At 43.9% G+C, this 18,726-nt stretch carries 23 protein-coding genes; 7 read left to right on the forward strand and 16 right to left on the reverse strand.

Annotated features, from left to right (window positions below; all coding sequences use genetic code 11):
• The first annotated feature begins 12 nt into the window (after positions 1–12).
• Entirely contained in the window at positions 13–414 is a 402-nt protein-coding gene (locus ACFODW_RS16195; RefSeq protein WP_390307833.1) for a DoxX family protein, read from the forward strand.
• Positions 415–578: 164 nt separating this feature from the next.
• On the opposite strand, the gene ACFODW_RS16200 is transcribed toward ACFODW_RS16195, so the two are convergent.
• Together ACFODW_RS16200 and ACFODW_RS16205 are read right to left on the reverse strand one after the other, a co-directional pair.
• On the reverse strand, positions 579–902 hold the full coding sequence (locus ACFODW_RS16200) for a YolD-like family protein (protein ID WP_390307834.1): 324 nt from the start codon (positions 900–902) through the stop codon (positions 579–581).
• On the reverse strand, positions 902–1,117 hold the full coding sequence (locus tag ACFODW_RS16205; RefSeq protein WP_390307835.1) for a WYL domain-containing protein: 216 nt from the start codon (positions 1,115–1,117) through the stop codon (positions 902–904). Before ACFODW_RS16205 ends, ACFODW_RS16200 begins: the two co-directional genes overlap by 1 nt.
• A gap of 353 nt (positions 1,118–1,470) precedes the next feature.
• Here ACFODW_RS16205 and ACFODW_RS16210 point away from each other — a divergent pair, with 353 nt between their 5' ends.
• Positions 1,471–1,641, forward strand: a complete 171-nt coding sequence (locus ACFODW_RS16210; protein WP_390307836.1) for an aspartyl-phosphate phosphatase Spo0E family protein — start codon at positions 1,471–1,473, stop codon at positions 1,639–1,641.
• Between the two features lie 387 nt (positions 1,642–2,028).
• Here ACFODW_RS16210 and rpsN read toward each other — a convergent pair whose 3' ends face one another.
• On the reverse strand, positions 2,029–2,298 hold the full coding sequence (gene rpsN, locus ACFODW_RS16215) for a 30S ribosomal protein S14 (protein ID WP_390307837.1): 270 nt from the start codon (positions 2,296–2,298) through the stop codon (positions 2,029–2,031).
• A 188-nt stretch (positions 2,299–2,486) separates the two neighbouring features.
• Here rpsN and ACFODW_RS16220 point away from each other — a divergent pair, with 188 nt between their 5' ends.
• From ACFODW_RS16220 to ACFODW_RS16230, 3 genes are all read left to right on the forward strand, one after another.
• On the forward strand, positions 2,487–4,031 hold the full coding sequence (locus tag ACFODW_RS16220; RefSeq protein ID WP_390307838.1) for an FAD-dependent oxidoreductase: 1,545 nt from the start codon (positions 2,487–2,489) through the stop codon (positions 4,029–4,031).
• A gap of 137 nt (positions 4,032–4,168) precedes the next feature.
• Positions 4,169–4,756 (forward strand): low temperature-induced protein, encoded by a 588-nt coding sequence (locus tag ACFODW_RS16225; protein ID WP_390307839.1) that lies wholly within the window; start codon positions 4,169–4,171, stop codon positions 4,754–4,756.
• 225 nt (positions 4,757–4,981) lie between these two features.
• The gene (locus tag ACFODW_RS16230) at positions 4,982–5,914 is read left to right on the forward strand and encodes an alpha/beta hydrolase (RefSeq protein ID WP_390307840.1); all 933 of its coding nucleotides are present in this window, start codon (positions 4,982–4,984) and stop codon (positions 5,912–5,914) included.
• Positions 5,915–6,032: 118 nt separating this feature from the next.
• Here ACFODW_RS16230 and ACFODW_RS16235 read toward each other — a convergent pair whose 3' ends face one another.
• From ACFODW_RS16235 to ACFODW_RS16265, 7 genes are all read right to left on the reverse strand, one after another.
• Positions 6,033–6,611 carry a biotin transporter BioY gene (locus tag ACFODW_RS16235; protein WP_390307841.1) on the reverse strand — a complete coding sequence of 193 codons (579 nt, stop codon included), beginning with the start codon at positions 6,609–6,611 and terminating at the stop codon, positions 6,033–6,035.
• Positions 6,612–6,769: 158 nt separating this feature from the next.
• Positions 6,770–7,441 carry a hypothetical protein gene (locus ACFODW_RS16240; protein WP_390307842.1) on the reverse strand — a complete coding sequence of 224 codons (672 nt, stop codon included), beginning with the start codon at positions 7,439–7,441 and terminating at the stop codon, positions 6,770–6,772.
• A 429-nt stretch (positions 7,442–7,870) separates the two neighbouring features.
• Positions 7,871–8,644, reverse strand: coding sequence for a SurA N-terminal domain-containing protein (locus tag ACFODW_RS16245; RefSeq protein WP_390307843.1), 774 nt, complete (start codon positions 8,642–8,644; stop codon positions 7,871–7,873).
• A gap of 186 nt (positions 8,645–8,830) precedes the next feature.
• A complete protein-coding gene (locus ACFODW_RS16250; RefSeq protein ID WP_390307844.1) occupies positions 8,831–10,414 on the reverse strand; it encodes a BCCT family transporter in 1,584 nt (527 codons plus the stop codon).
• A gap of 247 nt (positions 10,415–10,661) precedes the next feature.
• Complete coding sequence (locus ACFODW_RS16255; RefSeq protein ID WP_390307845.1) at positions 10,662–10,919, reverse strand: ion channel; 258 nt, start codon at positions 10,917–10,919, stop codon at positions 10,662–10,664.
• 304 nt (positions 10,920–11,223) lie between these two features.
• The gene (locus tag ACFODW_RS16260; protein WP_390307846.1) at positions 11,224–11,841 is read right to left on the reverse strand and encodes a TVP38/TMEM64 family protein; all 618 of its coding nucleotides are present in this window, start codon (positions 11,839–11,841) and stop codon (positions 11,224–11,226) included.
• Between the two features lie 61 nt (positions 11,842–11,902).
• Positions 11,903–12,124 carry a hypothetical protein gene (locus ACFODW_RS16265; RefSeq protein WP_390307847.1) on the reverse strand — a complete coding sequence of 74 codons (222 nt, stop codon included), beginning with the start codon at positions 12,122–12,124 and terminating at the stop codon, positions 11,903–11,905.
• A 93-nt stretch (positions 12,125–12,217) separates the two neighbouring features.
• On the opposite strand from ACFODW_RS16265, the gene ACFODW_RS16270 reads away from it, so the two are divergent.
• On the forward strand, positions 12,218–12,424 hold the full coding sequence (locus ACFODW_RS16270; protein ID WP_390307848.1) for a hypothetical protein: 207 nt from the start codon (positions 12,218–12,220) through the stop codon (positions 12,422–12,424).
• Positions 12,425–12,622: 198 nt separating this feature from the next.
• On the opposite strand, the gene ACFODW_RS16275 is transcribed toward ACFODW_RS16270, so the two are convergent.
• Positions 12,623–13,579 carry a calcium/sodium antiporter gene (locus tag ACFODW_RS16275; protein WP_390307849.1) on the reverse strand — a complete coding sequence of 319 codons (957 nt, stop codon included), beginning with the start codon at positions 13,577–13,579 and terminating at the stop codon, positions 12,623–12,625.
• A gap of 284 nt (positions 13,580–13,863) precedes the next feature.
• On the opposite strand from ACFODW_RS16275, the gene ACFODW_RS16280 reads away from it, so the two are divergent.
• Positions 13,864–14,013 (forward strand): hypothetical protein, encoded by a 150-nt coding sequence (locus tag ACFODW_RS16280; RefSeq protein WP_390307850.1) that lies wholly within the window; start codon positions 13,864–13,866, stop codon positions 14,011–14,013.
• A 189-nt stretch (positions 14,014–14,202) separates the two neighbouring features.
• On the opposite strand, the gene ACFODW_RS16285 is transcribed toward ACFODW_RS16280, so the two are convergent.
• The 5 genes from ACFODW_RS16285 to ACFODW_RS16305 form a co-directional block, all read right to left on the reverse strand.
• Entirely contained in the window at positions 14,203–14,352 is a 150-nt protein-coding gene (locus ACFODW_RS16285; protein ID WP_390307851.1) for an FbpB family small basic protein, read from the reverse strand.
• A gap of 34 nt (positions 14,353–14,386) precedes the next feature.
• A complete protein-coding gene (locus tag ACFODW_RS16290) occupies positions 14,387–14,602 on the reverse strand; it encodes a YkvS family protein (RefSeq protein ID WP_390307852.1) in 216 nt (71 codons plus the stop codon).
• Positions 14,603–14,958: 356 nt separating this feature from the next.
• Positions 14,959–15,780 (reverse strand): STAS domain-containing protein, encoded by an 822-nt coding sequence (locus ACFODW_RS16295; RefSeq protein WP_390307853.1) that lies wholly within the window; start codon positions 15,778–15,780, stop codon positions 14,959–14,961.
• A gap of 230 nt (positions 15,781–16,010) precedes the next feature.
• Entirely contained in the window at positions 16,011–16,952 is a 942-nt protein-coding gene (locus tag ACFODW_RS16300) for an aldo/keto reductase (RefSeq protein WP_390307854.1), read from the reverse strand.
• Positions 16,953–17,125: 173 nt separating this feature from the next.
• Positions 17,126–18,367: an Nramp family divalent metal transporter gene (locus tag ACFODW_RS16305; protein WP_390307855.1), complete on the reverse strand. Its 1,242-nt coding sequence runs from the start codon at positions 18,365–18,367 to the stop codon at positions 17,126–17,128.
• Positions 18,368–18,726: the final 359 nt, after the last annotated feature.

Genomic DNA, 18,726 nt, shown 5'->3' on the forward strand with positions numbered 1-18,726 from the left:
GGAGGAGAGAAAGTGAAGAATGAAGTTGGACAACTTATTTTACGGGTAGTTTTCGGTCTTATTTTCTTTGTCCATGGATTGGATAAATTTCAAGGAGGGATTGCCAATACTGCCGTTTTCTTTGACAGCCTTAGTATTCCAGGCTTTCTGGCTTATATTGTTGCAATCATCGAGTTAATCGGCGGACTTGCGATGATACTTGGGATCGGCACGCGGGTAATTGCCATACTGTTTGCTATTATTATGCTTGGCGCTATATTTATAGCCAAATTCCCTGCCGGACTTCTTGGCAATGGAGAAATGGCTGGATATGAGCTGGATCTGGTCTTATTGGCCACCTCCATCTACTTTATCCTTGCCGACCGTATTGCTCTGTCCCTGGACAACAAATTTTCGAATTCCAAACAGAAATAAATTCTGCCTTAATTCCTTAAGCTAGAAAAAGAGCCAATACTTGTAACCTTATAAAGATGCCTGTATCCCTGGAGATTTATGGATACAGGCATCTTTTCGTTGGCAACAGACCCCAGGATTAAGTGGGGTAAATGTCCAACCTAAGAAATGATATAAAAACGGAATTACTTTACATGCACGTCGATTACATTCCCCAGCGCGATTCTCCCCTGCCCTTCAAGCTGAATATAGCCATTCAGAACATCGACCCGGGAGATTTTTCCCTTTGCAGTCAGATAATCGCGGCCGTTATAATATTTGATTTCCACCGGGAGTTCTTCATGGACAGCCACCTCAAGATTCCGATTGATTTCCGTCCACTGCTGTTCATCTAGAAGTAATTTCGGCTTCGCTTCCCTCTCCTTCCACATGTCCTTCAGCAGCTGAATATGCTCGGGCAACATCAGGGAACTCCATTTAATATTTCCACGATCATTCACTTTTCCCATTATGCTCCCACCTTTCTGTGGGCTGGTTCGGCTGAGAGGATGCGTTCCAGCTTGAATTCACGCAATTCTTTCCTGGCAAGGCAGTATGCGAGGATAGACTTCTCCCCTACTTTTTTCAGCCGGACGACTCGGTGGGAAATCCGGCGGTCCCTGGAGATATAAATCATTTCCAAATGCTGCCTTTTTTCCAAAGCACGAACAAGTAACCCTTTCATTGTCATCCCTCCACAAGAACTTTTGTTCCGAATATATGTTCTTATCATACCACGAACAGAAAAATTAATGCAAAGTAAATTTCTGTCATTTCAACTGCCATTGCTTCCATAATCAAATTGGCGTTACCTATTTTTTACATTCAACTTGTCTTACCCTGTTTTCCTGTCTATATGAGAATAAAGATACACTATTTGATAGGATGATCTTCAGGTAAAGACTTGTCTATTTTCGTAGAATAGTGACTTCTTTTGCAGAAACAGTTGATTCTATTAGAAAAAGTTGGCATAATATATTTCGTTGGGCTACCAAACTAAAGACCCATAATATTGAAAAATGTAGAGGAGAAGAATAGATGGACCAGATAATAGAACCAGTTGAGTCTGAATTACCGGTGGCAATTCTGATGAAAAAGGAAGAAATGATTGAACTGGGGCTGAAGTATGGTTTAGCGAATCAAAAAACAATCGAGTGCAGTCAACAGCTGGATGATCTCCTAAACAAATTTGCCAATGGAGAAATTTGATAAATAACGACAAGTGGCGCATGCTGTCCGATAAGCAACGTATGAACTGAGCGGAGGACATGAAAGAAGTCTCGCAGCGCTAAAGCACCGTGGCTAAAAACATAGCCATTCCTGCTTGGAATAATGTTTGAAGTTTTATACTACTTTCTCACTCAATAAAAAATATAAAATAATCCCTCAGGGCCGTGATAAAACCGCCGCTGAGGGATTATTTTTCTATACAAATTAAATGGAGTTTGGGACATATCTAAACGTTTAACTCTTTAGGCGAACAATAATCTAGATCAGTGAAGGGTATTTCCGGAGCGGTTTATATCCACTAACCAAACTTTCTAGTTAGTTCGATTTATCACTAGATAAGACACTTTTGTCTCAGCCTCAGGAGTCTTACCAGCTTGCCTTCTTCACACCTGGCACCTGCCCTTTATGAGCGTATTCCCTAAATGCGATTCGGGACATCCCAAACTTTCTCAAATAGCCTTTCGGACGGCCGGTCACTTCACAGCGGGAATGAAGCCGTGTAGGGGATGAATCCCTAGGCAGTTGACGCAGCGCTTCGTAGTCGCCTTTGGCTTTCAATTCTCTACGAATCTCCGCATATCTCTCTACCATTTCACGACGCTTTCTTTCCTTTGCCACTTTGGATTTTTTAGCCATGGTCTCCCTCCTTTCTCAAGTCAAAATTATCCTTCTCTATCCAACATTCGGTTGAGTTTCATTCACCACTCACCTATTTTATCGTAATCATTACGATTTGTAAATAGTAATGATTACTGTTTACTTATACAGGCATGCAACTGAAGGGACAAGGGTATAGTCTTCTAGCATGAAAGGAGGAATATGAGATGAACCAAGGAGTAAATAAAAAACGTCTCCCTCTCCGTTCTTCCTCCTATTGGAGGGAAGATCGCACTGCAAAAAGATTCCCGAAGTTAGAGGAGAACATTGAGGCGGATATAGCAGTGATTGGCGGGGGGATGACCGGGATTCTTACCACTTATATGCTGGCACGGGAAGGTAAGGATGTCGTATTGCTGGAGGGCACTTCCCTCCTCGATGGGACAACCGGCTTTACTACAGCAAAAATAACCGCCCAGCATGATGCCATGTACAACCAGCTGATTAAAACACAGGGCATAAAGCAGGCCAGACTCTATTATGATGCCCAGATGGAAGCAATGCATGAGATAGAAAAGTTGATTAAACGACATGACATCGACTGCGGCTACAAGCAACAGGATGCTATTCTCAATGCGGGCACCGACAGGGGAAAAGAACTGCTGGCAGAAGAGAAGAGCGCCTATGATAGGCTCGGTATCGATAACCAGATGACTGACCGTACAACTCTCCCTTTCCATACCGAGAGAGCCTTAATCATGAAAAATCAGGCACACTTCCATCCAGTAAAATTTTTGCAAGCAATTATAGAGGAGATTGAAAAGCTTGGAGGCACCATCTATGAGGGTACTACTGCTCTCTCTACAGAAGATAGGAGTAATGGTGCTATCGTAAAAACCAAGGACGAATTCGAGGTACATTGCAATCATGTAGTGATGGCAACCCACTTTCCATTTGATGACAAAAAGGGATTCTATTTTTCCAGGCTCCATCCATCCCGTTCCTATACCCTTGCAGTAAAAACAAAAATAGAAGTACCTGATGGCATGTATCTTGGCATCGACCAGCCAAGCTTTTCCTTGAGGCATGCAGAGACAGGCGGGGAAAAAGTAGCCATTTTCGGCGGTGAGGGACATAAAACAGGTAAAAGTACGGACACCCTGCAACATTTTGAAAATCTCCTCCGGTTTGTCGATGAATACTTTGGAGTAAGAGAAATTCTCTATAGATGGTCGGCACAGGACATGTCCACACCGGATGGCCTTCCCTTCATCGGCCAATCCGTTATAGGAAGGCCGAATGTGCTGACAGCTACGGGGTATAAGAAATGGGGGATGACCAACAGTATGGCTGCGGCCACTTTGCTGCGCGACCTGGCCACCGGAAGAGAGAACCGCTACAAGGAGCTGTTTGATCCAACAAGAACCCATTTGAAGAAAGAAGCTGGCAAGACCATTTTGAAAGAACTAGCTGATGATGGCACACAAATGGTCCGATCGCACTTAAAGCGAAAAGAAAAACATGTGGATGAAGTGAAGAATGGCGAAGGTGCCATTGTCAGCATTAAAGGGAAGAGGGCTGGTGCTTACCGCGACGAACAAGGTGAACTTCACCTCGTTGATCCGACTTGCACCCATATGAAGTGTGGAGTCGAATGGAACAATGGTGAAAAAAGCTGGGACTGCCCATGTCACGGCTCCCGCTTCTCCTGTACAGGTGAGGTAATTGAAGGCCCGGCTGCTAAACCTCTGAAGAGAGTAGATAAAAGATAAGAATGGACTCTGCGGCATGAAACATGGGTATAATCCCTCCTATCAAACACCATTCTGTCTACTATTAGAAAGGATATGAATAATTCCGTCCTTATCAGGGTATTGGTCTATGAAGACAATAAAAGGAGGCGATACAAATGGATAAGAAAATTATCGGCGGTGTATTCTCTAGCGTCGACACAACAGAAAGAGCAATAAGGGAATTGAAGAATCATGGCTATGGTGCCAATGATATTTCCGTATTTGCCCAGGATAAAAATAAAGTGAACGTAATTGAAGACGAAACAAATACCGGCGTAAGTACGAACGACGAAGGACGAGGGAAAAATGCTGGAAAAGGGGCCGGAATTGGAGCTGCCTCCGGCGGTGTCCTTGGAGGTCTAGGTGGACTAGTTGCCGGCCTTGGAATGCTTGCAATTCCTGGAATTGGACAAATCGCAGCGGCCGGGCCGTTGGTTTCAGCTCTTACAGGCGCCGGTGTAGGTGCCGGGGGCGGCGGGATTGTCGGTGCCCTTGTCGGTGCTGGAATCCCGGAAGAACATGCGAAGCAGTATGAAGGGTATCTGAAAGACGGCAAAATCATTGTATTAGTGGAAGCCGATGAAGAGACGGAAAATAACGTATACCGCACCTTCCTGTCAAATGAGACAGAAAACCACAGCATGTATCCGAATGATGTGGTAACCAGCCACAACAATTACAGCCGTACTGCAAGCCGTCGCTAACCAGTTGAGAACAACAGTCACCCATTCATCCGGGTGGCTGTTTTTTTGTGACTTTTTGAAAAAGATCATCCCTCTGTTTATAATGTGATGGTATCCGTTGCCGAAACTGTCAAAGTTGCCATAATGGAATAAAAGTTTTTGTTTCGTTTAGAATCCTGGTACAGAATTGGATGAAATAAATAGAAAAAACTGCTTTAGCTTCCCCACCGATAGGAGTGTTGTCATATGAGAGAACAAGAAATCATAATCGAAAGTAAATATAGCCTGGCAGGCACCTTGACCCTGCCGAACGATGAGCCGCCCCCCTTTCCTCTGCTTGTCATGGTACATGGAAGCGGTGATCTGGACAGGGATGAGAACACCAAGCGACGGCCCATTAATGCCTTTAAGGAAATAAGTGATTTCGCCGTAAAAAAAGGCATTGCCACCTTAAGATATGATAAGCGTGGCGTCGGGAAAAGCGAAGCAGATTTTTACAAGGCAGGCCTTCACGACCTGATAGAAGATGCTGTAGCCGCCATCCGGTTTGGCAAAGCCCATCCAACAGTAGACGATCAAAAAATTATCCTGCTCGGCCATAGTGAAGGAAGCATCATTGCCCCGGCTATTCATGAAGAAGAGCCCGTCCAGGGATTGATCCTCCTTTCCGGAACGGCAGAGCCGCTGGCCGAGACGACGGCATGGCAGCGGGAGATGATGAAAGAAGATATCCGTACTTCTACAGGATTGGAAGGCTGGCTTTTACACCTGCTGAAGGTAGATAAGAAGATTGAAAAAATGAACCGGAAACTAATCGACAAAATGAAAAATTCGACAGAAGACGTTATCCGGTACAAAGGAAAAAAGATCAACGCCAAATGGGACCGGGAACACCGTAATTATAATGTTAGAGACTATCTTCCCAGGGTGGAAGTTCCTGTACTGGCCATTACAGGAACAAAGGATGTCCAAGTAAAACCGCAACAGCTGGACGACATTGCTAACCTGACAGCAGGCCCCTGTGAGACCCATCTGATCGAGGATCTCACCCATATCCTGCGCAAGACTGATGAACAGCGGTTCAGCAAGATTCTTAAAGACTACAAAAGGCAGGTCAAAGAGCCTGTCGACCAGACAGTTTTGGAGATTATTGGCAAGTGGTTAAACAAAATAACATAGGGAAAAATGCAAACTTTCTAAGCCGGCACCTTGCAAAAGGTGTTGCCGGCTTATTAGTAACAGTGGTTCTCGACAATTCGTATGTAGGGGAACTGGCTATGTTGGCTAGCAGCCTCCCTCAAGCGATTGACTTGCCATGCATATTTTTCGGCTTATAAATTTTATTGCGAATCCGGTAAGCCAGTCCACCTGCCAATATGGAGAAGATGATGTCTTTTGGCAATGGCGGGACCATCCACAGCCATGCCAGCGCATAGCTAAAAGAATCGGGAGCCTCAAACCAATATTTATAGGCGGCATACATCCAGTTTGTACCGAATGCATAATTGACAGCCATCCCTAGCAGTGCTGCCATGATGAAGGCAGACTTCGTGGATTTCTTTTCGATCACTTTCCCTGCCACATACGCAACAAGAATATTCGATAATATAAAGCCAAAGGTAGGACGCAGAATAATAGCGGGTCCCCCGAAAAACTGGGAGAATACCGGAGCACCGGCAAGTCCAATCAAGGCATAGACTGTCATGGAAATTGCTCCAAGCCTGCTTCCCAATATAAGTCCTGATAAAATACTGAAAAAAGTTGTCAAAGTAATTGGAACACCACCAATTACAATAAAGGATGTGATATTGGCTCCTATCGCCATCAACGCGGCAAACAACGCAGCCAATGTAATATCACGTGCTGTCAACTTCATGTCCAAACACCTCTCTTCCACTTGTTCGTTAAAAATAGAATAAATGATTACTTGATTACTGTCAACTATATTTTTTATAGGTTGACTAGTAAATTATCTGGAGGATTTTACAGAATAAGAAAAAGACGCAATTCCAATGGGAACTGCGTCTTTCTTCTTTAATAGAATGGCGGAAAGAAAAACCTCCGGAAGAAGAAGAACGGGAAACGCCGCCGCCTGAAGCGTCGGAATCTCCTTGGATAGCCATAGCTAGGAAAACCATAGTCATATCCCGGATAGCCATAGTCATACTCTGGATAACCATAGAACTGACGATCCATGTCATCATAATCATCCCAGTCATTATCTCCATCAGGCATCAGCATGTAGACATTTTCATTGTCCATACTTTCAATAATTCCATCATATGTCCGGCCATCTGTTCCTTCCCCTCGTACGAGATGATGCTGATACCTTCTGCAGAAATCATACAATTGCTGCTGATGTCCAGGATTCATCTCCTGATACATCTGTTGATGGTAATGTGACGGGTTATGATGGGACGGATTGTGATGTGATGGGTTGTAATGTGACGGGTTGTAGTGGGATGGATTCATGTTATCGTAATACTGCTGATTTATATTGGCCGGAGATACTTTCTGCTTGCCATGGCATCCGCAATTACGGTAAAAAGGGTCCAGATAAACAGGATACGGTGTATAATAATGTGCCGCATTATACTGTGGGACCGTCGAATAATTGGGTATTGCAGAATGAAATCCTGGTCCCCCCTGACCTTGTTCCTCACTATTCTGCCGTTGTTCCTCTTGTTGCTTAAACTCTTCCTCCATGTAATTCCTCCTTACATTTTTAGCTTAAACACTTTACTAACGTATGTAATTGGGGAAGTCCAATATTCCACAAGTGATCAAAAGTTCAAACTGTTCTTTTCCTCTATTAAAAAGCTATTGCCTGGGCAATAGCTTCTGCTTCTAATCAGTACTATGGTCATCTCTCTTTTCCCACTCTTTTACCATCCACTGCTTGTTAGAACGAGTCCTGGCATTCAGTGTTTCCGAAAATTGTTCAGCGGAACGAAAATCAGGAAAGATTTTGGCATGATGGCTATTGGATTTCGTTAAAGTCTCCAACCCTCCGTGCTGTCGTCTTACTAGAATGAACGTATAATCAACTCCTCTCGATGTTCTTTTTATCGTCCACTAATAGAGTGAAGCATAACATTAAAAAACCAGGCCTTCCAAAGACCTGGCTTTCTCCTGTTAGAGATGTACTGTGACATCAGCGTTTCCGCGCAGTTTCTCAATCAACGCCATGGCAGCTTCTCCTTCTTTTTGCTGCTGGAGCTGTTCTTTGAGCTGTGGTTTTACTTCCTCAAAGGAAGGCATTTCTCCTTTGCCTTCACCTTCTGCCATTTGCTCCTGCTGTGCTTTCGCTTGCTCATAGGCTTCTTTGAGCTCTTCTTCCGTTGGTTCTGTTTCACCTGACTCCTCGGCAATCAGCTTATTTACTTTTACCTGTGTTTCTACTTGGGACAAAACCTCTTCTTCTGTTGTGCCTTGTTCTTCTAGAGCTGACAGAAGCGCTTCCTGTGAATCCATTCCATTCATCTCCACCAGCTCGTCCAATTTCTTATTCACTTCTTTTTCCGAGACGGTGACCTTCCGGTTGTCAGCTTCCTGGATCAGCAACTCTGAACCAATCATGCTTTCTGTAATCTGTTTCTTGAGCTGATCCTGGTCAACCTCCTGCCCGGTCATTTGGGATTGCAATGCCATTTGCTGGAATTGCGCTTTATATGCAGTCTCAAATTCTTCTTTTGTAATTTCGCTGTCATTCACTTCGGCTACAACCTCCGGAACGCCTTCCAAATCAGGTTCCGGCATCTCCGGCTGCTCTGCTGCTTGTTCACTCTCCTGTGTATTCTGTTCTTCATTATTATCATCCGCTGCCCCATCTTCGCCATTGCAAGCTGCCATTACTGAAACCAAAACAGCGAGCAGTAAACTCAACATCAACTTTTTATTCAACTTCACTCTTCAATCCCCTTTCATCATTTAACCTTCGTGCCATTGTAACACAACTTTTAGGGATATACATCCCATGTCTATTAACAATTCCATTTTCACCCTGCCCTAAAAATACTCCTTTAACCATGGCCTCTTCCAATGCATAATAAAACCATCCGCCCATATGGCACGGATGGTTTTATTCAGAATCAGCTATTCATTTGACTGCTGGGTCCATTTCTTTTTCTTTCTTACATTGTGGACCCATGCCCTGTCTTCATCCATCATTTTCTTAGCTGCATAGATAGTCAGGAACTGGATGACGATAATTGGTATACCCATCAATCCGGACAGTACTTCAAGTGGGGCAAGCCCACCAATCCGCAGTAGTGACAGAGCGAGAACAGTAATGAGTGCTGCCACAATTAGACGCAGGTTCTTGGATGGCTCTGCCTTGCTCATGTTCTCTGTACCGGCATAGGACGCAATCGTATAGGTAGTTGAGTCCAGTGTCGTCACCATGAAGATCATGGCAATGATGACAAAGACAACGAGGGCAATCAGGGACAATGGCAAGGAATTCAAGATAGCCGGAATAGCGGCCATCGTATCTTCTGAAACAATACCTGTCACATCCACTTCACCAGTTATGAATCTGTGTACACCCAGACCTCCAAGCACCCCGGTTGCCACCCATGAAATCATGGTCGGTGCCAGCAAATAGGTCAAAATCATTTCCCTGATGGTGCGGCCTCGGGAAATCTTTGCAGCAAACACACTGTGGAGCATTGCCCATGTAGCACTATAGGCAAACCAGAAAACTGTGTTGCTTTCCATATGGGTCGTACCATTCATATCCAGCGAGTTGGTATAAAGAGACATATCTACATAGTTAGCCAATAGAAAACCAACTGTGTCTGTAAAATAATTGAGAATGAAAACGCCGGGCCCCACTACCATCACAAAGACGGCAAATGCTCCAGCAAGATACATATTTAAGGTGCTTAGCTTCTTGATCCCCCGCTCGATTCCAAGGTACGCACTAATCGAGAATAGGAATACCCATATAATAGTAACAATCAATGTGAGTCCAAAGGTAATTTCTATATTGAATATTTCCGCCAGGTTATAGGTTACAATCGGTGTACCCAGTCCCAGCGTGACCGCCGCACCCGACAAGATACTGACCAAGAAAATGACATCCAGCAACTTACCTCCCCAGCCATCGGTGAACTTGTCCCCGAAAATCGTGCGGCATGCTTCGGAAATCCGCATGAATGGTTTTTTCCGTACATGCAAAATGTAGCCCATGGCAGGTGCTGCCATGACGAAGATGGCGAATACCTGGAAACTCCACATGAACATGCTGTATGCATTTCCCCATAATAATGCTTCAGAAGATCCGGGTTCTACACCAAAAGGAGGATCGACCGCAATATTGGCCCATTCGGTCATCCCTGTCCGCATAATGGTGGAACCTAGCCCCATCGCAATTAAGATGGATGAATACTCGAATATGGTGAACCTTGGCTTCTCTGTCGGATCGCCAAGGACAACATCCCCATACTTAGAAAAGGACAGATATAAGCCGGCCGCCACCAAGATGATGGCATACCATATGTAGCCCCACGTAAACATGTTTACAATCTGATCAAAAATATTGTTCAGCAGTTCCAGCGATTCATCTTCATACATCGCAAAAGGAATGCTGATCAGTACCATAATAACCAAGGCTGGTCCAAAGATTCTCCAATCTATCAGCCTACGTCTACTAGAATCCTTACTTTCACTACTCATACCACAAACCTCCAATTACTATTTCACAGTTTCTATTGAAATAAGGACATCTCCTTTTCTCCAAATATACTGTTACTATTACCACGTGTATTTGCTTTTAAAACTTCCATAGTAACTTGAAATTTTTGGATGTGTCTGCATGATGTCCAACAGGTCTCCATGCATATGCGTTAAAAGTAAAAGGCTTCCCTATAGTATCCAGGTAACTTAAACATTTAAATTCCGATATACCCCAGGCTCATTTTAGTCAACTGCCTTCCTCTTCGCCCCCTGAACTGCCGAGGGCCTTCACGAAATACGCGGATGGCAGGAGAAGGCCAATTCCCGCTACTATTAAAGAAAACAGTCTGGCTGATCCTACGGGAACTAGATCTCCATAACCTACAGAGAGGATGGTGACCCCGCTGTAATACAAATGGGTAAGGAATGTTTGACTTGCCGGCTGCCCGATTGGATCGTTGATGACTAGTACGACTTCTTCCAACGCTAACAACTGGTATAACACGGCAAAACCGATAGTTATACTGATAAACACATAGACAAGTTAAAAGAAGAGCGCTGGACTGGCGTAACTCTTCTTGAAATCTTTGTTTGTAAAAAAATAATATAGATTAATGCCGAGAAATATAATGGTTATTCCAATCAATATATTGGACAACATGGACATCTCTCCTTTTTAGGGTTCTAGTAACACAGAAACCTGGAGGTTAAACCTAAGGAGGAAAACTATCCGGTTGGGAAGACATAACAAACCTGCCTCGGCAGACTTAATGAACATGGATTAAACTAAGAGAAACAGGGATCATCTTCTATGCTCCCCGGTACCAGTGCCGATAAATAGGGATAAGGATGGCGAGGAACATCAGATAAATGAGGAGGCCTGCCACAAACCCTTGGAAGGAGGCAGCCAACTGATTACCCAGATAGGCATAGATAATCATGCCGGGGATCTGCCCTAGTGCTGTGGCGATGAAATACGTGAAGAACTGCATAGTGCTGAGTCCTGAGTAGATATTGACAACCGGTGGAGGAATTATAGAAATCATCCGGCTGATCAAAACCGAAATAAAAGCGTTACGGCTGATAATGGCATCAAACTTTTGCACCTTCTCAAATTTTTGAATATAAATTTGGAATTGGTTCACAAAGTAATAGCGGGCAAGTATAAAATAGATGACAGCAGCCCCGACGGAACCGGTCCAATTAATAATGGCTCCTACCCATACGCCGTATTTTACCCCCATCACTCCGGCAAAAATAGTAAAAGGGATAATCGGGATAACACTGAAGAGGATAGACAAACCAAACATCAAGGGAAGCTGTGCCAAGTTTGCACGGTCCAGCCAAATGATAAGCTCCTCCCGGTGAATTAAAGCGATGTATAATATGATACTGTAAAGAGCAACAAAAATAAGTGCTTTCTTCATATCGATGACTCCCCCGGAATACTAATAAGGGCTTTGCCAAGCAAAGCCCTTACGAAACTTGTTAATAATCCTTCTGCCCTTCCTCCTCCTTGATGGAAGCCGCCGGGGCTATATCATCTTCATCATCATTCTTTTGAAAACCTTTATCTAATCTCCCGGCATTTTCAATGTCGCCTGAAGCCTTATAACCGCCGATTTCTGTATTGGAAGTGGTTCCATAAATACCCATGCCGCCAAGCTGCACGTTGATTTTGTCCTGATTCTGCTCTTCTTTCTTATCCATTCATCTCACCTCCTACTGATAATATAACCAAAGTTTCCACAGGATATTGATAAGCCCATAAACTCTTGCACATATTATAGAGGAGGTGATCATATGAAGAAAAACCAAAATAAAGCCGACAAATTCAAACAGGATAAAAGGGAAAATTTCAACGTAAATACAGGCGTGAATGCCGATCATCACCTTCTTGACGTGGATCATCGACTATCCGGCGACTCTGTAGATGAGCATCAGCGAATAGAAGAAGCAAACGCCTCGATTGCTGATGAGATCATCAAACAGACATACCATAATTCCTAACCTTGAAATAAAGGGGGGAGTGGGACAAAAGCGTTTAATCAAAAGAAAACTAGCTGGAATAGCCCATCCGATAATTACTGCGCTAATTCAGTGCCTTGTTCACTTTTTGAGGGGAGCAGCTTGATTTTGTCCCACCTCTTTATTCATCTTCTCACCATGTAGATCCTTGACAGCGAAACTGCTAATACTCGACGGATACTAATTCCTCAAAACCACATATACCATATACAGCACATAGGCAACAGCCAGGATAACGCCCTCTATCTTGCCGATTTTAAAGTTACTACGGGAAAAAATCAGCAGAATAATCGTCAACACAATCATAAACGATACATCAATGAATATTCTCCCGTCTACTGCCAGTGGGGATATTGCCGAAGCTGCCCCCAGGACAAAAAGAATATTGAATATGTTGCTGCCGACAATGTTTCCTAATGCAATATCGCTCTCTTTTTTGATTGCTGCCGTAACAGACGTCACCAGCTCGGGGAGCGAGGTTCCGACGGCCACAATGGTCAGTCCCACCAGTGTATCACTCATGCCGAACGACAAAGCGATCCCTGTGGCACTATCTACAGTTAAATCGCCGCCGAACACAATGGCAGCAAGTCCTAAGAAGGTGAACAGTATATTTTTCCCCCAAGAAGAGGGAGCCGAGTTGACCGTATCAACGCCCCCTCTTTCCCTGTTACGTCTGGCCACTTCGAATAAGTAGTATAAAAAGATGGCAAAAAACAACAACAAAATAAATCCATCACTTCTGGTAATGAAGTTGGCAGTGAAGGACTGAAGGAAGATATCACTTACCAATACAAGCAGAACAATGCTTGCCAATAGGGTAAACGGGATTTCTTTTCGGATGGTCTCACTTTCCACTCTTAATGGATAAATCAATGCTGTCATTCCTACGACAAAAGTGATATTGAAGATATTGCTTCCTACCACATTACCAATTGCCACCCCGGCACTGTCCTCAAAGGCAGCCACAATACTTACCGTCGCTTCAGGAGCACTTGTCCCAAACGCCACGATCGTCAAACCAATAAGCAGAGGGGATACCTGCAGATTCGATGCTATACTGGAAGCCCCCTTCACAAAAAAATCAGCTCCTTTAATCAATAAAGCTAAGCCGATCAACAATAAAATATATACCATAGTATCTACCTCTTCTTAATAAAAATTGGAATTTATTGTATTAGCTAGTTTCCCTCTCCGTCTGTCTATTTAAACCATCATCCAATATATTATGAACCTAAATTTCTTCAGGGATTCTGTGGGTGGTTAGAGACGATTGCCATAAAATATAAGCCGCAACGAATTTTATACCTACAATAAATATATTGGTGAAAACTGACTATAAAACGCCCCTATTTGGGGATAATACAGCTATCCTAGCAAAAACTTCTGGCTAAGGCGATTAAAAAAGGAGGGGTTATCCAATGCCAAAATATGAACAAGAACTTCCTTATGCAGCGGAAGTGCTAGAGAATTCTTACAGGGATACCGATAAACAGATACCCGAAGAGGTCCAAAAGAAATTAGCGGAAATAGATAAGCGCGACCACATTTCCACCAAACGCCCACAATAAGTAGGCTGAAGAGACAATCTCACGAGAGTATATGTAGGTCAGGACATCTATTAAGACTGATAAGCAAGGTGATCTCTTCGTTCGTAGAGGCCACCTTGCTTATGCCCATACCCCCTTCTGCCGCCACCACTTTCTATAGTTTTTGCAAGTAATGAAAAAAGGTACCGACCAGAAATCGATACCTTTAGACTATCTGAGTTTATGTTCCTTTTTCATTAATTCTTCCTGTCTCTTCTCAAGCCGCTGTTCAATCTGTGACAGCTGCTTCTCGTCTTCCATCAGTTCTTGTTTGTTCTGCTTCACTAACTGGCCAAAGTCCATTCTGTTGCCGCGTCGCATGATATGATTACTCCTCTGGTTGCAAGTTTTTATCTTAAGATATTTCTTCTACTATCCTGTATTTGGTATGATTCACCACCGTATTATGATAACCGTGGTTCAACTCCTCATACCTGTCCATTTCAGATATATCCACCACAATACTATTCTCCGCTCTGGATGGCATTACTTTCCCTGTGTATACCATATTGTTCCTTTCAAACTCAATGACATCTCCCGGTTTAGCTTTCTTCTCATCTGGATGGAACATGTGCATCCCCCTTATTGATTTTAATGGAAAAACCTGACAAGCATACATTGCTCATAAACAGGGTATACATTTATCATAATAGTTATAAGCGGTGCGGAGTTATGATAAATGTGGCAAGATTCAGTAATATAATGTATTACTTGAAATATTATAATATTATATAAAGATAGAAAATTCAAGGATTATGTGTTAAACTCCCCTGTAAATATTTTGAAAAAGGAAACAGCATTGGCTTACACTATGCCTCCGAGAATATCATCTGTAAGTATGAGTGCAAACTTCCCCAAGCTTTTTCTTTAACAAAAAGGCTGATGCTTATACATCAGCCTTTCCTTATTCTATATAATCGCCCGTAGTCATGGACGAAGATTTTCCAGTGCCTGCTTGACTGTAGCATAGGAATCAATTGCCGTCATATTGATATTGCTGTCCAGCATATTGAGGACCATCTCCGGCCGGAAGCCGGCAATAACTACATGAATCCCCATTACACGCATCATATTCCCCAGTTGATGAAGGGATTCTGCTATCTGCGAGTCGATCGCCAAGGTACCCGAATAATCCACGATGACATAATTAACCTCAATCTCGGCAATCCTCGGAATGACATTCTTCATCATATGCTGGACGGTTGCAGGGTCCACGTCGCCCACTACAGGTATTACCACAATATCATCTTCAATTGGTACAATCGGTGCCGACAGTTTGATTAAATCCTCCCGTACCTTTTCCCGCTGCATATCGGAAAGCCGTTTAAAGGAGAAGATTGTTTCATTCAGACTGACGTCCAGAAGCCGATCGATCCGTTTAAGGACAGAGGCGTTTTCCTCTACCGTCAGCCCCAGGTCCAGACTGATCTGAGTGACTACATCATTAAATACTTCCCTTGTAGGGGGATAACGTACAACGATTTCCAAGATTTCTTTCTCTGCTGAGACCTGCATCTCGGCATTGCTCTTGCTCCAATCCAGCAGGGTGTCGGGAATAGCATCCTCCCTCTCATCTCTTATTGTTTCGCCGAGGAATGCCCATAGGTCTTGGTACATATGGACAGCGCTATCCTTCTCCCATTCAGGGAGGTCAAGCTTTGCCTTCTCAACGACTGATTCTACCACATCGGCCGCTAATGACTCTGCATGCTTTTCTATGTATTCCGCAAAATTCACTAATGAAGCCAACTGCCCCCACCCCTTCTATCTATTCTAACTTCCCCAAATTTACTATAACATTTGCTAAAGCTGCAATTCCATAAATACACTTTCTGTCATACAGTTTAAGTGGAGTCAACAATGCTGGTCCGCGTTGATCCCGGAAAATAAAACCGCCTCTTCTCATTAGCAAGAAGAGGCTTGTTGACAGGAAAGCATATCCATAGTTGTTAAGTCTATCATTAAACCACTATTATGAGTTATTTACTTGATTGAAAAATACGCTCGATTTCCCTGATTGCCTCCCGCGATAGGTTAATATCCAAGGTTTTCAAATTGCTGAGAACCTGATCCTTCCGCTTTGCCCCCGGAATGATGGTATCAACCGTATCTCTAGTCAAATACCAGGCCAGTACCAGATTGGCTATTTCCGTATCTTTAGCCTCGGCTATGGTACGTAGGTTCTCCACTTTCTCTACATTTTGTTCAAATGCGGCTCCTTGAAAATACGGCAGGGATTCACGAAAGCCGCTGACCTTCGTATCCTTATCGTACTTTCCGGTCAAAAGTCCAGATGCCAACGGAAAGAATGGAACATAGGACATATCATTCTCACTTGCATAAGGGAAAATGGTTTCTTCAGCATCACGGTTCAGCAGATTATATTCACCCTGATAGACATCGACATATCCATCTTTATCTGCCTCCCTCAATTGATCGGGCGAGAAATTAGAAATGCCGATTGCACGGATTTTCCCTTCGTCCTTCAATTCTTGCAGAGCACCGACTGCTTCCGCTTCCGGTGTCTTTTGGTCAGGATAATGAATATATAGCAAATCAATATGATCAGTCCCAAGCCGCTTCAGACTCTTTTCCGCTTCTCTTTTCAGAAATGCTGGTGAATTATCATGAACAACCTCATTACCTTGGACTTTCGGCGAAACCTTGGTAGCAATTACTAAATCCGACCGGTTCCCCCTTTCCTTGATCACCTCTCCAATCAATTCTTCGGAACGGCCCATTCCATACATAAAAGCGGTGTCCAGGTAATTCACTCCGTTTTCCAGAGCTGTCCGGACGACTTCTTTGCCTGTTTCCTCATCTACTTCCGGGAAAATATTGTGCCCGCCGACCGTGTTTGTCCCTAAACCGACGGGGTTCACATATAAGTCCGTTTTGCCAATCTGTACTTTCTTTGCCATAAAATCATACCCCTTTTCTGTATGTTAGTTCAGAAACCTGGTGATTGTTCAAATAAAATAAATTTATATATCAAGTGTAGAACAATCAGCATTTTTATAGCAATTAAGACGACCCACTTCTTATATAAACATTAGAAAAAGGCCTCCGATAAGAGTCAAAGGCCTTTTTCCCTTTATACCATATTGACAAAAGCTGATACTGCGTCTACAAGGCTGTAAATACCCAGCCCACCGACAATCAGGACAATAATTCCTCCAATGATATTCAACTTTGCAGTGTTGACATATTTCCCCATAGCATTTTTATTATTGACTACAATAAGCAGGAAAATCGCAACGATTGGCAAAATCAGCCCATTCAGGGCCTGGGCAGTCAGGATCAGCTGCATTGGTTCAAATCCGATAGCAGACGTGACAATCCCAATCCCGATAATTATCGAGAAAATCAGTTTGAACTTCCAGTTGTCGAACCCTGTTCCCCACTTAGTTAGCCCGCCGATCGTATAAGCTGCTCCCAAAGGGGAAGCCATAGCCGATGAGAGGCCGGCTGCCAGCATGCCGATACTGATAAACCCGGAGGCCCACTCGCCAAGGGTCGGCTCCAGCGCTAGTGCTAATGCTTCTATTCCGGCTGCATCCGATCCACGGACAACGGTACCCGCCGTGATTATCACCGCAGCAGTGATCAGCCCGCCGACTCCGATGGTGATAAGGATATCCATTCTCGCTTTCTTAATGTCAGCGGGATTCTTCCAACGCTCATGCGCACTAGAAGCGTGCATGAAGAGATTATACGGAACAACTGTCGTACCTATCAATGCAACAATCACTACAATAGACCCGTCCGGAATCGCAGGAACAAACGCACCTTTAAATACTTCGCTTAAATTAGGCTGAACGATCAGCATGGTAGTAATGAAAGTGATGCTCATCACAATGACAAGTCCAATCAGTATTTTCTCAAAGCGCTTATAAGTCCCTGTCAAACCTAAGATGAGAATAACAACACCAATGACAGGGGCGATATAGTTCTGGGGAATTCCTGTCAGCAGAGAGACACCTAATGCCCCGCCGGTCAGGTCACCGGCCATATAGGCCGCACAGCCCATCCCGACGGAAAACCCAATTAAAATGACGGCACCAAACTTGAATACCGGCCGCTCAAACTGGCCGCGGATGGCTTCCCCAAGCCCGCTTCCCGTTACAATCCCCAGACGGGAGGCCATTTCCTGCAGGAACATGGTAGTGATTACCGAGAAGACAATGGCCCAGATTAAAGAATAACCGAAAGAGGCTCCGGCCTCTGTCGCCGTCGAGACTGTACCCGGTCCAATAAAGGAAGCAGCAATGATAGCTCCGGGACCGATGACCTTTACTTTCTCTTTAAATCTTTTCCATGGCGACGAGGATTCCATATATCCAACTCCTTTAAATTTCTGCTTGGTTGCTTATGTTTTCCCCGAATGCCTGTACAGAAAACTCAACTGTAGGATTGGGTAATATTACCAAGTAGCATACGCATCTGATGCTTACTCTGTTAAGGGGATGAATTCACGCTCTGACCGATTCCCTCACTGTTCTGCCAATATACCCCGCCTCCTGCCGATTTCCCCGCTGTACCAGCTGATAGACATCCTTTTACCTGCCACCCGGTTGCACTCCCCTGAAACTAGTTATATAATTATTCAGTATTGAATCTATTATTTGATTCAGCAGTTTTCCATGCCTCGGCCGGCTTAATACAGCGAAATATTTTACAGTGATGATGGTAAAA

The organism is Virgibacillus sediminis, assembly GCF_042643265.1.
In the GTDB taxonomy this organism is placed as follows: Bacteria; Bacillota; Bacilli; order Bacillales; family Amphibacillaceae; genus Virgibacillus_O; species Virgibacillus_O sediminis.